At 40.6% G+C, this 15,428-nt stretch carries 14 protein-coding genes; 2 read left to right on the top strand and 12 right to left on the bottom strand.

All coding sequences use genetic code 11. The annotated features are described in order from the left end of the window. Window positions 1-2 precede the first annotated feature (2 nt). From QE404_RS18165 to QE404_RS18135, 7 genes are all read right to left on the bottom strand, one after another. Entirely contained in the window at window positions 3-677 is a 675-nt protein-coding gene (locus QE404_RS18165; RefSeq protein ID WP_307452929.1) for a superoxide dismutase, read from the bottom strand. A 29-nt stretch (window positions 678-706) separates the two neighbouring features. Further along, entirely contained in the window at window positions 707-1,390 is a 684-nt protein-coding gene (locus tag QE404_RS18160; protein WP_307452927.1) for an SCO family protein, read from the bottom strand. Next, a complete protein-coding gene (locus tag QE404_RS18155; RefSeq protein WP_307452926.1) occupies window positions 1,377-1,652 on the bottom strand; it encodes a YHS domain-containing protein in 276 nt (91 codons plus the stop codon). Before QE404_RS18155 ends, QE404_RS18160 begins: the two co-directional genes overlap by 14 nt. Window positions 1,653-1,779: 127 nt before the next feature. Beyond that, window positions 1,780-2,139, bottom strand: a complete 360-nt coding sequence (locus QE404_RS18150) for a hypothetical protein (protein WP_307452924.1) — start codon at window positions 2,137-2,139, stop codon at window positions 1,780-1,782. A 160-nt stretch (window positions 2,140-2,299) separates the two neighbouring features. Beyond that, the gene (locus QE404_RS18145) at window positions 2,300-4,276 is read right to left on the bottom strand and encodes a heavy metal translocating P-type ATPase (RefSeq protein ID WP_307452922.1); all 1,977 of its coding nucleotides are present in this window, start codon (window positions 4,274-4,276) and stop codon (window positions 2,300-2,302) included. Between the two features lie 45 nt (window positions 4,277-4,321). Continuing rightward, window positions 4,322-4,741, bottom strand: coding sequence for a Fur family transcriptional regulator (locus QE404_RS18140; protein ID WP_307452920.1), 420 nt, complete (start codon window positions 4,739-4,741; stop codon window positions 4,322-4,324). A 214-nt stretch (window positions 4,742-4,955) separates the two neighbouring features. Continuing rightward, window positions 4,956-6,251, bottom strand: a complete 1,296-nt coding sequence (locus QE404_RS18135; protein ID WP_307452918.1) for a hypothetical protein — start codon at window positions 6,249-6,251, stop codon at window positions 4,956-4,958. Window positions 6,252-6,696: 445 nt separating this feature from the next. On the opposite strand from QE404_RS18135, the gene QE404_RS18130 reads away from it, so the two are divergent. Beyond that, window positions 6,697-7,677 (top strand): helix-turn-helix domain-containing protein, encoded by a 981-nt coding sequence (locus QE404_RS18130; RefSeq protein WP_307452916.1) that lies wholly within the window; start codon window positions 6,697-6,699, stop codon window positions 7,675-7,677. Window positions 7,678-7,719: 42 nt separating this feature from the next. Continuing rightward, window positions 7,720-8,133: a type II 3-dehydroquinate dehydratase gene (locus tag QE404_RS18125; RefSeq protein ID WP_307452914.1), complete on the top strand. Its 414-nt coding sequence runs from the start codon at window positions 7,720-7,722 to the stop codon at window positions 8,131-8,133. A 148-nt stretch (window positions 8,134-8,281) separates the two neighbouring features. On the opposite strand, the gene pckA is transcribed toward QE404_RS18125, so the two are convergent. From pckA to bshC, 5 genes are all read right to left on the bottom strand, one after another. Next, window positions 8,282-9,901 carry a phosphoenolpyruvate carboxykinase (ATP) gene (pckA, locus tag QE404_RS18120; protein ID WP_307452911.1) on the bottom strand — a complete coding sequence of 540 codons (1,620 nt, stop codon included), beginning with the start codon at window positions 9,899-9,901 and terminating at the stop codon, window positions 8,282-8,284. A gap of 127 nt (window positions 9,902-10,028) precedes the next feature. Further along, entirely contained in the window at window positions 10,029-10,934 is a 906-nt protein-coding gene (locus tag QE404_RS18115; protein WP_307452909.1) for a GYDIA family GHMP kinase, read from the bottom strand. Window positions 10,935-10,949: 15 nt separating this feature from the next. Then, a complete protein-coding gene (fabD, locus tag QE404_RS18110) occupies window positions 10,950-11,825 on the bottom strand; it encodes an ACP S-malonyltransferase (RefSeq protein ID WP_307452907.1) in 876 nt (291 codons plus the stop codon). A 73-nt stretch (window positions 11,826-11,898) separates the two neighbouring features. Beyond that, window positions 11,899-13,800, bottom strand: a complete 1,902-nt coding sequence (locus QE404_RS18105) for a LysM peptidoglycan-binding domain-containing protein (RefSeq protein ID WP_307452905.1) — start codon at window positions 13,798-13,800, stop codon at window positions 11,899-11,901. Between the two features lie 38 nt (window positions 13,801-13,838). Next, window positions 13,839-15,425 (bottom strand): bacillithiol biosynthesis cysteine-adding enzyme BshC, encoded by a 1,587-nt coding sequence (gene bshC, locus QE404_RS18100; protein WP_307452903.1) that lies wholly within the window; start codon window positions 15,423-15,425, stop codon window positions 13,839-13,841. Window positions 15,426-15,428 lie beyond the last annotated feature (3 nt).

Below are 15,428 nucleotides of genomic sequence, written 5' to 3'. Positions count from 1 at the left end.
AATTACTTTTTCATCAGGGCATCTTCATACCTTTTGCTTACTTCTTTCCAGTTGATGATGTTCCAGATGGCGGTAAGGTAATCAGCCCTCTTGTTCTGATATTTCAGGTAATAAGCATGTTCCCATACGTCAATTCCTAAGATCGGTGTGCCTTTCTCTTCCACTACATCCATCAGAGGATTATCCTGGTTAGGGGTGGAAGACACGAAAAGTTTACCATTTTTATCCACAGAAAGCCAGGCCCACCCTGATCCGAAACGGTCAGCTCCCGCTTTGCTCATTTTTTCCTTCAGCGCATCCATGCTTCCGAAAGTAGCCGTAATGGCTTTCGACAGCTGAGCCGATGGCTGAGTGTTTTTCTCAGGGGTAAGGATGGTCCAGAACAATTCATGGTTGTAATGCCCGCCGGCATTATTCCGTACTGCCGGGCTCAGTTTAGATACCCCCGAAAGAATCTGTATTAAAGTCTGTTTTTCCTGAGGTGTTCCTGCAATAGCTTTATTCAGGTTGGTAACATACCCTGCTGCGTGCTTGGTGTAATGAATTTCCATTGTTTTAGCATCTATTGATCCTTCCAATGCATCATAAGCGTACGGCAATGGAGTCTGCTTAAACTGCGCCATGGCAAACTGTGCTGCGAAAACCGCACTTAAAGCGGCTACTTTTAAAATTTTCATACTATTCTTTTTTAATGGTTCGTATTATATTACTGTAGTAATTTCTTAATGTCTTCAATCAGTTTTTCACGGTCAGGATGGTATTTGCCCCGCAAATCCGGTGTTTTACCGTCGGGATCGGCGTAATTCAGGCCAGAATAATAAAGGATCGGCATATGATCTTTATTATATCTGCACCGGATGTTGCCTTCACGGTCTACCAAGGCAATCATACCACTGTGATTAAGGCTTTCCGCCTGATCTTCCTGGTCGCCTACATAAATATTGAATTGATCCGCAAGCTTTCCGATATATGCCCTGTTCCCGGTAAGAAAATGCCAATCCGGTGAGTGAATTCCCAGGCTTTCCGCATGCTGACGTAAGTTTTCCGGAGTATCATGATCAGGATCTATGCTGATAGAAAGAATTCCGAAATCCGGATTTTTAATTTCATTGTTAATGACCTTCATATTGCTGTTCATTACAGGACAGATGGTTGGACAACGGCTGAAAAAAAACTCAACAAGGTATACTTTTCCCAGCATATCTTTTGGAGTAACCTTTTTGTTGTTCTGATCCGTCAGTTCAAAATCCGGGACTTTCATCACCGTGTACAGGCTGCTCCTGAAATAGCTCATCCCGATACCAATCCCGACGAACAGGAGGGCAAAAACCACCAGGGGAATGATGATTTTGTTTTTGGCATTACTGGTTTTCTTCTTACTGGCGGACATACTTGGCTGGTCTTTTTTTAAATTCTTCTTTGCACGAAGCACTGCAAAAACCGTACGTTTTATGCTGGTAAACAGCCGTATCTTTTAAAAACTCGGCCGTCTTCATATGACATACCGGATCTTCGGCGTTTACAACCTTAATATTCTTGAGCTCCTGCTCAGACAGGGTCACTGTTTTTTTATGTTTTACTTTAGGAGCCTCCTGAGCGCAGGCACATAAAGATACTGACGTAAGAAACGTCAGAAAAAGATGCTTTTTCATTGTTAAAGGTAATTAAAATAATACTGATTCCGAACAGGTATATTTATATTCAACCTGAATCTTAAAGAATACTTAACAGACTACTGATCTGCCACTGATTTCAGCAATCAGAATGATCATATCTGGGTCAGCACAATGGAGGATGGAAAACACCGGTACAGTATTCCCGGGTATATGAATCAGAATAGATGAAATCCTTATGGCTCATCTGTGTGAAGACTACAAGATTGGTGACGGAAAGAATTTCACGGGTAAGGAAATGATCCGGAGCAGAAACTTTTGACGCCTGAACATTCCCAGACTGTTTTTCCGTTTTGGAAAGCTCTTTTTCAAGGTAGCATTTACCTTTACAGGTAGATTGCGGAACCGTTCTGTTTTCGCAAAGATTTTTGGTGATATAATCATAATTCACAGCATAATTCACCAGTGGCAGCACAGGACGTACTGCAATCATAAAGATGATGAATATGGATATGATATACTTCAAACCGGTTTTATCTCTTACAAAGATACAAATTTGAAACACTCCACAGTATTGTCATGATGAAAGTCAGTATTGGCAACTACACGGTAAAACGCTACTAAGGTAGCTTTCTGAACAGATCTTTCAAAAGCTACCTTAATATTTCACGGGCACTTTACCGTGCTTATGACAATTTAAAATTCATCCTCTGGATACGCACGGCATTCACAATCGCCAGCAATGCTACGCCTACGTCAGCAAAAACAGCCTCCCACATATTGGCAATTCCTCCGGCGCCCAGGATCAGCACAACGGCTTTTACCACAAATGCCAGAATAATATTCTGCCAGACAATTTTCTTGGTCTGCCTTCCGATGGAGATGGCCATAGGGATTTTTCCTGGCCTGTCATCCTGAATTACGATATCTGCAGTTTCTATGGTCGCATCACTTCCCAATCCGCCCATAGCAATCCCTACATCACTTAAAGCGACTACCGGAGCATCATTGACCCCATCCCCTACAAAAGCTACGCTTCTGTTCCCGGCTTTGATTTCTTTGACTTTATTAACCTTATCTTCCGGTAAAAGATCACCGTAGGCATTTGCAATTCCCAGTTCATCGGCTACATGCCTGACCACTGAAGATTTATCCCCACTAAGCATGGTTGCTCTGATCTTTAATGCCTTCAGCTGATCAATAGCCGCTCTGGCATCAGGTTTAATCGCATCGGCAATCGTAAAGTATCCTGCAAATTGATGATCATAAGCAACCGCAATAAGCGTATATGTATCATTCTGTACATCGATATTATAAGGGATGCCGAATTGGTCCATCATCCTGAAATTCCCCACCAACAAATCTTTTCCGTTGATCCTGGCTTTCATACCATATCCTGCTATTTCTTCCACCTTCTCCACAACGATTGAATGATCTATTGCCCCCGCATACTGATGAATTGCCGTCGCAACGGGATGTGTGCTCTTGCTTTCCAGGACATTGACCATCTTCAACACTTCAGCAACATCCGTTCCTTCCGTAAAATTTGCGGACTGGACTTTGAAAACACCCTCAGTTAAGGTTCCTGTTTTATCCATGACAACTTCCTGAATGGTAGCAAGCCTGTCCAGAAATGTACTTCCCTTGATCAGGATACCGTTCCTGCTTCCGGCGCCTATCCCGCCGAAATAGCCTAACGGGATGGAAATCACCAATGCACAGGGACATGATATCACAAGAAATACCAATGCTCTGTACAGCCAGTCTCTGAATATATAATCCGTCACAAAGAAGTAAGGCAGAAAAGTAATGGCTATAGCCAGGAAAACGACGATCGGCGTGTATATTTTGGCAAATTTCCGGATAAAGAGTTCTGTTGGTGCCTTCTGTGCTGTGGCATTCTGTACCAACTCGAGTATTTTACTCAGCTTGCTGTCTTTATAGGCAGCAGTAACCTTTACCTGGCTTACGGTATTCAGGTTGATCATGCCCGCGAGAACCGCCTCTCCTTGCATCTTGGTATCAGGTTTACTTTCCCCGGTAAGCGCAGCGGTGTTGAAGGAAGCTTTTTCCGAAAGGAGCTCGCCATCAAGTCCCAGTTTCTCCCCGGATTTCAGCTGGATGATTTCTCCAATTTGTACGGTTTCCGCTTTTACCATGTGCGTACGCGAATCCCTGATGACTACCACTTCATCCGGTCGCTGGTCGAGAAGAGATTTTATATTGGTGGTTGCACGGGTCACAGCCATGGCCTGAAAAACTTCCCCTACGGAGTAGAACAGCATTACTGCAACACCTTCAGGATATTCTCCGATGGCAAAAGCTCCTATTGTAGCCACACCCATCAGAAAAAATTCTGAAAAGACATCCCCGTGAATGATGCTCTGCCATGCTTCTTTCAGTACCGGGAGTCCTACAGGAACATAAGCTATGAGATACCAGATGAGCCTGATCCATCCAGAAAACCATTCGGGTTGGGAAAAATTATCCAGTACAATTCCGGACAGCAGAATTCCAAACGAAATAAGGGCAGGCATAAACATCTGAAGTGTTGTTTTCCCGGCGGTATCATGAGAATGGTCATGCCCATGATCATGGTTGTGGCCTGTATGTTCGGAATTGTTGAGTTTATCTTTCGTTTTTGTGCTGCAGCATTGTTCCATATTTCGTAATTTTAAAACAAAGCTACAGGGAAAAGGCATGCAATACTATTGCAAACTTTCCAGGCAGTTTTCACAGATCCCTTTGGCAAAAAGCCTGATTTCGTCAATCCTAAAATCTGTGCGCATGTTTTCCGGAAAGGATATATCTTCTTTGCAGGTTGTCTGCTGGCAGATTTTACAGTAAAAATGCAGATGCCAGTCTTTATGGGTATTCTCGTTGCAACCGTCATGGCAGAGCTTGTATTTGGTAGTTGCATTTTCCTGAATTCCGTGTACAATACCTTTTTCCTCAAAAGTTTTTAACGTTCTGTAAATGGTTGTCCTGTCCGCATGGTCAAAATGATTTTCAATTTCAGATAAGGACATGGCGGCTTCCTGAGAACTTAAGAAGTCATAGACCAGAATCCTCATGCTGGTAGGCCTGGTGTTTTTACCGATCAGCTTATTTTCAATATCTTGTTTCATAACGGATAAAATACTATATAAAGATACGGTATTAATTTAATATTGCCATTTACAAAAATTCCAGAATATTTCAAAAAGAGCGTTGTTTAAAACTCCCTAATATCTATTGAGAATCTCCTGTATGAAGTGTATTCTCGTAACTGAAATAAAAATATTAAGAGGCTGATCTTTTCAACAGCCTCTTAATACGATCACTTCACATCATTGCTGTATATCAATATAACCTCTGGATAGAAAGATATATTTCTCTGGTATCATCATTTGTGGTAGCCGTATTTTTATTATCTACAATAGGGAAATAATATATTCTATACCATTTGTCATCCAGTGAAAGATCCACGGTGAGCACTTCCTGATTTGCTCCAGCCCCACTGCCTGTAGTTCTTGGTGTAGATGTTCCGAGGATATCATTGAATCCCAGATTATAATAAATCCCGTTATCTAGTTCTACATAAGCGGAAGGGGCAAGTGAAGTTCCGGACCCTGTAGCTGTACTTGGAGCCAGTAAATAATTACCTGCATTAAATCGGTCTACTGTACTTAAAGCACTGAACCACAGTTTCACAGGAGATGATGACGTGTTTACGATCCTCGGATACATGGTAACAGCGCCATTCCCCTGACTTGAATTGGCATTAAAATAAGCATCAAGCCTTAATTTGCCTCCTAATACCGGCAAATCTGCCGCATAAGCACTCAGCCAGATACCGGCAGGAGTAGCAGGGATGCTTGTTTTATAATAAATGAGCTCTCCGAGAGCTATTCCATCCCCGGCTCCGACCGTTGCATTACAGCTCTGTCCTCCAATATTCAATGCAAATGTAGTTGTAACAGGGCTGCTTACTGTAGGTGTTCCGGATACTTCATAGCTCAGTGTTCCTGAACCGGAATTAAAATTTCCTGATAACAGAGTTGCCGTGAGACCGTTAACAGATCCTATAGACTGTGCTCCGTACACACCGCCGTTTCCTCCGGTATAGGGGACAATTAAGGTTCCTGTATAAGATACTCCAGCGGTATACGTAGCTGGAGAAAGGTTTACTGCATTACAGGTAATGGCTCCAATAGTTCCGGGAGCCAGTGATGCATTACTCAACGTTCTCCATTCGGAGCCGTTCCAGAAAACATATCCATTATAGGTAAGCCCTCCAGTTCCCTGGTTGTATACCAATAGCCCCGTGGCCGGTGATGGAATGGTTACCTGGTCTGTCTGGGATGATAAGGCAGCTTTCGGTCCAAGAAATCCCTTTTTATTTCCACCTTCAAGACCGTCTACACTGACATCTAATATTGCGGATGAATCCGGCAAGTTTGTACCGATACCTACACTGCCATTGGAAGTAACAACAAAATCGTTTGCCTGCTGTACGGATGTAGACATTCCTGTTGCTGCATTATCCTTTGCCCCATCAACATGGAAGATCCCCTGCGGATTGGATGTATTGATTCCCACCTGAGAATAAATAAATGCAAAAGAGCTTAATGTGATCGATAAAAAAATTTTTTTCATAAGATTTGTTTAAAAATTAAAAATCGAGAGATCTTTAAAAGCAGATTCTCTTATAATAAATTGTATGTTTATTATTTAGGATGCATGCCGTTCAATTTTTCCTATTACGTTTGTCACGTCAAAAATTAATGATCGAAGCATCAGGGTTAATTATCAGTTCATTTTTTCTTATTTTGAACTTGAATTCCTTAACTTTTAGCTCAGAAACAGAAAAACAGGCTGATGAACCTAAAATATTTTTTAGCTTAAAAAGGCCCCAGGTTATTCAGAATATTTTCATGAGAAATTATTTCGCAAAATTATTTTTGCTGATCAATAAAAAAAAGGGGTGATTAAATCAGAATCCTGAAACTAACTTAACATCAATAAACTATTCATTTTAAAACCGTTATGTAAGTCAGTTATGGAAAATGACTTTCTTACCTGAAAAAGTATTAAACACTGGATGAACAAGAAAGAGGAATCTATTGAAAAACTCAAAGAGGAATTAATGGACAGGTATGTAATTCTTATGCTTACTGTCATGAGTATTTATACCTGCATTTTTATTTTTTATATCCCGGATAAAGTGATGTCCTGGTATCTGTCTGCTGAAATCTTATTTTTGGGATATACCTATCTTCTGATGCGAAGACGGTTCAGCACTACCTTTATCGTCCATCTTTACTTAATGATAACTCCTCTGTACAATTTTTATATTATTCTGGCATTTTGGGAATACTCTGTTGCAAGTTTCTGCTGGCTGTTACCGATCCCTCTGGGAGCTTATGTCTTTTTCTCAAGAAAAGAAATCTGGATGTATACCCTTTATGTATTATCGATGATCTCTGTAAGCTACTTTGTAGCCAATAATTTTTCTTTTGATTTTCCGAAGCATACCCAAAAGGAAGTACTTTTCACTGATACGATGGTTTTCATTTCCAATATTTTAGTCGTTAGTTTACTCATCTATTATAACGACAAAATAAGAAAGGCTGAAATGTTTTTTCGATTTGAAAATATTGGAAGCACGATTGCTGATGATAAGAAAACACATCAGCAACCTTCTGAAGATTCTGATACCACTATTGAAAATATGGAAAAACTATTCTCACGAATTGAAGATTCGATGAATGAAAAAATGCTGTTCAAGGATACCAAGTTCAATCTTTCGGCACTGAGTGTGGAACTGGACGTTAACAACACCTATATTTCAAGAGCCATCCGATCTCAGGGGTATCCTAACTTTAACAATTACCTCAATACATACAGGATCAATCACGTAAAGCAATTGCTCTCTGAAGTGGACTTTCAAAAAGCGACCTTCATGTATGTTTATACGGAGGCAGGATTTTCAAATCAATCTACTTTCAATCGCGTTTTCAAACAGATTGAAGGGATCACGCCGTCGGAATATTTCCAAAAGCATTTGAGCAATACTCTTTAAACGTATTTTTAAAATATAGTATCTTTGAATAAATCGTTTTCAATGAAAATTTTAATTATAAATGGTCCCAACCTCAATCTTCTGGGCACAAGAGAACCCGATATTTACGGAACCATTTCCATGGAAGACTACCTGGATCAACTGAGATCAGAGTTTCCTGGATTGGAATTGGAATATTATCAGTCTAATATTGAAGGGGAAATAATCAATTATCTCCAGAAGCATGAATTTGAGGCGCTTGTGATCAATCCCGGCGCTTATACTCATTATTCGTATGCGATTGCGGATTGCTTAAAGAATATCAGCAAGCCTAAAATAGAAGTTCACATCAGCAATATCTATAAGAGAGAAGCGTTCCGCCAGAAATCGGTGACGGCTGCGAATACCGATGCCGTGTTATCCGGATTCGGGATGGAAGGATATCGGTTAGCCCTATTGAGCCTGACAGGCGTTTGATTATCTTTCACGGATTTTTAAGAGTAATTGTATACAAATTGTGTGATGAGGTTTTATATATATTCCAAACCTTTTGAAACCATCATTAGCTAAACCTTCAGAATTATTTATATAAAAAATCCTCATCGTTTCTGATGAGGATTTTGTTTTAATTTGTGGTTTGTTTCTCTAACTGAGGGCCTGATGACACCAGTTTTTTTCCTTCTTCTGTATTGCAGTACTGCTCAAAGTTCTTAATGTATTTTGAAGCAAGGTCTTTCGCTTTTTCTTCCCATTCGGCAACATCAGCATAGGTTTGCCTCGGGTCTAAAATCCCTTCTGAAACATTCGGAAGCTGAACCGGGATCTCAAGATTCATAATCGGGATCCTTGCCTTAGGAGCGTCTTCAATTGATCCGTCAATAATGGCATCGATGATGGCCCGTGTATCCTTCAGTGAAATTCGCTTTCCGGTTCCGTTCCATCCGGTATTTACAAGATAAGCCTTTGCTCCGTACTCTTTCATCTTACTAATTAAAGTCTTGGAATACATGGTAGGATGCAGTGTAAGGAAAGCTTCCCCGAAAGCAGGTGAGAAAGAAGGTTCCGGTGCAGTAATTCCTCTTTCTGTTCCGGCAAGCTTGGAAGTATATCCGCAAAGGAAATGGTATTGTGCCTGATCCTCATCCAGAATGGAAACCGGAGGCAATACCCCGAAAGCATCGGCAGAAAGGTAAACAATCTTTTTGGCATGTCCTGCCTTAGAGGGCAGCACAATTTTGTTGATATGATAAATAGGATATGAAACCCTCGTATTCTCCGTAATTGAACCATCGCTATAATCTGCAATGCCGTTATTCACGACAACATTTTCCAGCAATGCATCTCTTTTGATCGCCCTGAAGATATCCGGTTCTTTTTCCGCTGATAAATCGATTACCTTGGCATAACATCCGCCTTCATAGTTAAAAACTCCGTTATTGTCCCAGCCATGTTCATCATCACCGATGAGATATCTTTTCGGATCTGCCGATAACGTCGTTTTCCCTGTGCCCGAAAGACCAAAGAAAAGCGCTACATCCCCATCCTCGCCTACATTGGCAGAGCAGTGCATGGAAGCCATTCCTTTCAATGGCAGATAATAGTTCATAATGGCAAACATTCCTTTTTTCATTTCTCCTCCATACCAGGTTCCCCCGATAATCTGAATTTTTTCAGTCAGGTTGAACATGATAAAGTTTTCAGAATTCAGTTCCTGGGCTTCCCAGTGCGGATTGGTTACTTTTGAACCGTTGATTACCGTAAAATCCGGTTCTCCGAAGTGTTCCAGCTCATAATGTGAAGGCCTGATGAACATATTGGTCACGAAATGGGCCTGCCACGCCACCTCTACGATGAATCTTACTTTTAATCTGGTATCTGCATTGGTTCCGCAAAATGCATCCACCACATAAATTTTCTTTGCATCAGAAAGCTGATTCAACACCAGTTCTTTACAAGATCTGAAAACTTCCGGTGTTGTTGGCAAGTTAACCTTACCGTCCCAGAAAATCGTATCTCTTGTAACATCATCCTGAACAATGTATCTGTCCTTAGGCGAACGACCTGTGAAAATTCCTGTTTTTACTGATACTGCACCAGATTCCGTAAGTTCAGCTTTCTCAAAGCCCTGATTATCGGAAGAAACTTCAGCCTGATATAACTCTTCATAAGAAGGATTATATAACAGTTCGTAGTCTCCCCTGATCCCTAATTTTTCTAAATCGCGGATGATTTTAGCGTTTCTCATTGTACTTATATTTTCTGTTTCTTTTTGGGTCCTGACAAAATCAATATTAACTAATTGTTAAAGATGGTTTAAATATAATCATATATGTCAGAATGGCAAATAAAAAAACAGGTTTATAAAATACTGGCTATAAACCAATTAAATCATTCCAATTAAAAAGAGATCTGAAACCTTTTCCCCAAAAATAGTCCTGAAAGCCATCAAATTTTGCGCTCATGACAAAATCTCCTCCCCAGGCTCCTAAACTTTTCACAAATACCGGACAATCAGAGAATAAGCGTTGTTTAACTGTAGGAATTTCAATGAAATCTGATATTTTTTGCTCATGAATCAACATTAGCCTGGAAAAATTTTCCAATTCTTCGCATAACAAAATTTTCTTTGTCAAATCTGAAAATTCATTAACCAGTTCTGCAGACTTAGTTTTGGAGCGATACAAATTGATGGCTTCCCGGCTGTCCTGTTTCTGATTAAGATGGATAAAAATCAGGTCATTACTAAAGGCAGGATTAAATTTCACCTTATCATATTTTATCTCGGGAACGCTTTGGTATAGAACAGCAGATTTCTCTTTGGCCACGGCAATATCGTAACCGCTACCGCCAAGGCTTAGGGTATTTAACTGAAAAGGATCTATTGCAGCCCATTCGGCAAGGTTGTTCATTAACGTTGAGCTGCTGCCCAGGCCATAATCCGCAGGGAACTGCAGGTTAGTTTTTATATGACAGGAAGAATCTTTAGTAAATCGAGTGGAAGAAAGCTTTTGAACATTCTTCAGGGTTTTCAGGACGAATTCCGCAGCAGAAGGAATATTTGTTTCTATAATACGCCAGTCTTTGTAATTGATCGCCGCTTTTAGCCATGCCCTTCCCTGATGAAATGCCTCCCAGAACACCATGCTTTCATGGTCTTCTGTTTCTTCATAAAAAAACTCTTGTCCAAGCTTCGTAGGTACGGCCAGGACAAGAGCTCCGTCTAGGGCAAAATATTCTGAAGTCAGCATCAGCTTTCCCGGTGAAAATATTCTGCTCATGTTTTGGTTGTTGGGTTAAATGGCAGAAGCTATGTTCACAGAACTGTCAATTTTTTTAATAAGCCCCTGCAGGGTCTTTCCCGGACCTACTTCAAGGAATTGAGAGGCACCGTCTTTGATCATATTCTGGACAGATTGAGTCCATTTTACCGGACCTGTAAGCTGTGCAATAAGATTCTGTTTGATTTCTTCAGGATTGGTTACTGCTGTAGTAGTGATATTCTGATACACCGGAATCGTTGGCTTTCTAAATTTTGTATTCTCAATCGCAGCTGCCAGTTTCTCCTGTGCAGGCTGCATGAGCGGTGAGTGGAATGCCCCGTTTACCGGTAACAGCAAAGCTCTTTTGGCTCCTGCTTCTTTAAGTTTCTCACAAGCTTCTTCTACTGCTGAAGTTTCACCGGAAATCACCAGCTGTCCGGGACAGTTATAGTTTGCCGGAACCACAATTCCTTCGATCTGGCTGCAAATCTCCTCCACTTTGGCGTCTTCCAGCCCAAGAATGGCAGCCATGGAACTCGGATTGGCATTACAGGCTTCCTGCATTGCCTTTGCTCTTTCAGACACCAGCTTCAATCCGTCATCAAAAGATAAAACACCGTTGGCTACCAATGCAGAGAACTCTCCTAAAGAGTGCCCGGCTACCATTTCAGCTCCTAAACCATTGACTGCTTTAAGTGCAGCAACTGAATGAATAAAAATAGAAGGCTGCGTAACCTCTGTTCTTTTAAGATCTTCATCCGTTCCGTTAAACATAATCGAAAGAATGTCGAAACCTAAGATTTCATTGGCAGATTCCATCAAATCCTTTATGTCTTTTCGAGAATCATATAATTCTTTTCCCATTCCCACGAATTGAGAACCCTGCCCAGGAAATACAAGTGCTTTCATGTATTGATTTAAAATATTATGCAAATATAATTATAATGTTAACGATATTTTCCAACGCGTTTAAAAATCAGGGTTATGGCATCAGCCTGATCACCCGGTAACCGGTATTCACATAAGCCCCATTCGCTTTGGATTTTACAAATTCGAATTTTGTGGCCAGCTGGGTCTGAACTTTATTCATCTGCCTGAAAATTTCACCTTTGCGGTTTTCCCTGGTCAGCATATCATTCATTACATCAAACCCGATGATGGCATATTTAGGAGGTGTCTTGCAGTATTTGGCTTTGTATGCTGCGAGAATTTCTTTTTCAAAACTTCCTTCGGTGTTGATTTTCCTGTCCATCAGATATACCAGATGAGCCTGGCTAAGGTCATCCACTTTCCTTTCGAAACTCGGATGGTAGAACATACTGAATGCTTTTACCCCCTGAACTTCTTTTGAAAGGGCAATAACCCTGTTGGAGAATGCTTCTCCGGCAGCATCACTATCATTGGCCAGTATGGCAATCACCGGTGCAGACTGTCCTGTCATCATATTCTGATCCAGCTGGATATCCGCAGGAGAATTTACGATGATCACAGTAGCATTCTTAACTGCTTTTTCAATCCCGGACTTAATGTAATTGGCATTTTCTTTTTTGGCATCCGCTACAATGTAAATTTTCTGATTGGAATAAGCAGTCTTTACTTCATCAACAATCTTATCGGCATACGTCTGGTCATTGGTTTCCACAATGATCAGATTGCTGTAATTATACAGTTCCGGAGAGTTCGCAAATGGAGCTACTACAGGAATCTTCTGGTTTTTAATAAAGTCCAGGACATCGATAACATTGGATTTAAAGAACGGCCCTACAATAAGGTCTGTATTATTGGGATTGATCTGGGTCATCGAATTTTTGAATGACGCTTCGTTTCCGGAATCTACTATTTTTATATCCAGTTTTTGTCCGCTGGCAGCATTTCTCTCAATCGCCAGTTTAGCACCGGTCAGGAAATCTGTTGCCATGCTCCTGTATTGTGTCTCATTGGTGCTATATCCGAACGGAAGCATGAGGACCACGCTCAGGGCATCTCCATTTTTCTTAACATAAGCCGGATCCTGTTTTTTGATTTTAAGCACCATGCCGGATTTAAGACCTCCGGACAATTCAGGATTAAGTGCAATCAGTTCATCAATCGTGATCCCGAATTTATTTACAATGGAGAATACTGTATCTCCATGCTGAACCGTATAGGTAACATAATCGTCTGCAGCAGCAGTTTCTGACGGTGATTCAACAGAAGACCTTGTATTATCCTCATCCATCTTTGCTTTAGTAGCAGTATCAGAGGTTTCTGCAGCTGTATTTTTCCTGACTTTTATTTTTGTACCAGGTTTCAGTCCTTTTTCTTCCAGTCCCGGATTCAGCGCAAATAATTCCTGCTGTGTAATATTGAACTGTTTTGTTATTCTGTAATAATTATCTTTCGTCTGGATGGTATAGGTTTCTTCGTCAGCAGAAGCTGTATCTGTTTCGGCAGGTGTCTCTGTTTTTTGTACCGGAGCTGCCTGCTGGATATTTCCGTATTTTCTGATGCTCTCCAAAGGAAGTGTAATTTCTTCCCCGATTTTCATATGAGAGTCAAGATCAGGATTCAGTTTTCTAAGGTCCGTTTCGGAAATACGGTATTGTTTTGTAAGGCCGTAGATGGTCTGTTTTGGTTGCAGGATAATTTTTCCCAGTTCTGCTCCGCGGGAAGGTTTGTTTTTATCCGCTGCTGCACGAACATCCGTTTTAACCGTTAAAATATCTCCGATAGCCAGTTTGCCATCTTTATGCTTAGGGTTCAGTTTCAATAATTCATCTACGCTTATGCCGTATCTTTTGGCAATGCTGTAAGGAGTATCTCCTTTTACCACCGTATGGGATTTCTGGGCAGACAAGCCTAGAACCATACAAAGACCGGATAGAATAAAAAACCTTTTAATCATAGTCGACAATTATAATGTACAAAAATACTCCTTTAAAATTAAATGGCAACAATTATTAGTTTTGATTCCTCCACCACCATTTTCTCCAGGCAGCTTTCCAGCCAGTCATAGCCATAGTCGGCAAAGAATACACTGAAGTTGTATACCCTTTCCTGCCAGGTTCCGGCAGGATGCACTTCAAGGAAAAGAGTTTCCAGCCTTTCCATGAGCTCGTTTTGCTTTATTTTCTCTGCATGGAGAAGCCGCTTTTTCATTCTCGTAAAAGATTTCAACTGCCGTACCTCTTCTGCACGCACCATATTTCCGAAAGATTTATCAGTAGTTTCTGCAACAGCCTTCAGCTGAGAGAACTGATTTATGAGGTTAGTTTCACTGTCTTCCAGCATTCTGAGGATTTCATGGTTTTCCAGGATTTTACCATCTACAACCTTTGCAAAATTCTGAAAGAAACTTTGCGGTTTGAGGCTTAGCTTTTCTATTTTCTTGACCGTTTTTTCTTTAATGAAAAGCATGGAATTCCTCGGGATGAGTACCGGAAAAGGAATGCCTGTTTTGAAAAAATAATCTTTAAGTTCCATCCAGTACATGATTTCTGCATTACCTCCAATGTATGCCAAATTAGGCAGTACTTTTTCCTGATATACGGGACGCATCAGCGCATTGGGACTGAATTTTTCCGGAAACTTTTCAAGTTCATGAATTAATTCGTCTTTTGTAAACCTGATATTTTTATCGACAACGAAATACGAGCTGCCATCAAAGTCTATCCTGTCTCTGGTTTCGGTGAGATAAAACAGGTTTATTTCACGCGGATTAACCTGAACTTTGCCATATTTACCGGTAAGCAGGGCAACTTTATCCCTGGAAGATTCATACAGGCTGAAGTTTACAAGCTCATCTTTAAAAATATCTTTTATCTGCTGCTTGAGTATAGGACAATCCCCATCAATACTTATTAATCCGTAACCGGAAAAAATCCTGTTAACAAAAATCCTGATCGCTTCCGTTAAAGTATTTCCGTTTTTGTAAGCCTCTTTAAGCATCAGAATCAGTTCGGTACCGAAAACAGAATCTTTAAATTCTTCTTCAAATTCAGAAATGAAAAAGGTATCACTTACAGTGATCCTGCCTACAGGACCGCCTGATTTTTCATTGATTTCATAATAGTTATTTTCTGTCCTGAAATGGTTGATTTCAGCAAAGTCATGGTCTTCCGTAGCCATCCAATATACCGGGACAAAGTTAAATTCCGGAAAATGTTGTTTCAGATATGAACATGTTTTGATGGTCTGAAGAATTTTATACACAAAAAATACAGGACCTGAAAAAAGGTTTAGCTGATGGCCAGTAGTAATTGTGAAAGTATTAGCTAATTTTAAATGATCGAGATTTTCTTCCTGCTCCGAAGACAACTGCATACCCGAAAGCTGCTGTTTCAAAGCCTGGTAAAGTACGGCTCTCTGTTCAGGAGTAAAGGATTCCTGCTTTTTATGAATCTGCATTTTAATGGCATTCAGCGTAAAGATATTGTCCTCAAAGCCTTTGACGTCCTGGTTCAGAAAATCTTTAATCAGCTGCGGAATGCTTTCTATATCAAGAAATGATATTGTATCAATTGTTTTCAACGT

The sequence above is a fragment of the Chryseobacterium camelliae genome (assembly GCF_030818575.1).
Classification (GTDB): domain Bacteria; phylum Bacteroidota; class Bacteroidia; order Flavobacteriales; family Weeksellaceae; genus Chryseobacterium; species Chryseobacterium camelliae_A.
This window is presented reverse-complemented; position numbering and strand designations above follow the sequence as displayed.

What these genes read in the sequence shown, in the direction of transcription:
- QE404_RS18165 (WP_307452929.1), bottom strand. Translation starts at nt 677, where the DNA reads ATGAAAATTTTAAAAGTAGCCGCTTTAAGTGCGGTTTTCGCAGCACAG.
- QE404_RS18160 (WP_307452927.1), bottom strand. Translation starts at nt 1,390, where the DNA reads ATGTCCGCCAGTAAGAAGAAAACCAGTAATGCCAAAAACAAAATCATC.
- QE404_RS18155 (WP_307452926.1), bottom strand. Translation starts at nt 1,652, where the DNA reads ATGAAAAAGCATCTTTTTCTGACGTTTCTTACGTCAGTATCTTTATGT.
- QE404_RS18145 (WP_307452922.1), bottom strand. Translation starts at nt 4,276, where the DNA reads ATGGAACAATGCTGCAGCACAAAAACGAAAGATAAACTCAACAATTCC.
- QE404_RS18140 (WP_307452920.1), bottom strand. Translation starts at nt 4,741, where the DNA reads ATGAAACAAGATATTGAAAATAAGCTGATCGGTAAAAACACCAGGCCT.
- QE404_RS18135 (WP_307452918.1), bottom strand. Translation starts at nt 6,251, where the DNA reads ATGAAAAAAATTTTTTTATCGATCACATTAAGCTCTTTTGCATTTATT.
- QE404_RS18130 (WP_307452916.1), top strand. Translation starts at nt 6,697, where the DNA reads ATGAACAAGAAAGAGGAATCTATTGAAAAACTCAAAGAGGAATTAATG.
- QE404_RS18125 (WP_307452914.1), top strand. Translation starts at nt 7,720, where the DNA reads ATGAAAATTTTAATTATAAATGGTCCCAACCTCAATCTTCTGGGCACA.
- pckA (WP_307452911.1), bottom strand. Translation starts at nt 9,901, where the DNA reads ATGAGAAACGCTAAAATCATCCGCGATTTAGAAAAATTAGGGATCAGG.
- QE404_RS18115 (WP_307452909.1), bottom strand. Translation starts at nt 10,934, where the DNA reads ATGAGCAGAATATTTTCACCGGGAAAGCTGATGCTGACTTCAGAATAT.
- fabD (WP_307452907.1), bottom strand. Translation starts at nt 11,825, where the DNA reads ATGAAAGCACTTGTATTTCCTGGGCAGGGTTCTCAATTCGTGGGAATG.
- QE404_RS18105 (WP_307452905.1), bottom strand. Translation starts at nt 13,800, where the DNA reads ATGATTAAAAGGTTTTTTATTCTATCCGGTCTTTGTATGGTTCTAGGC.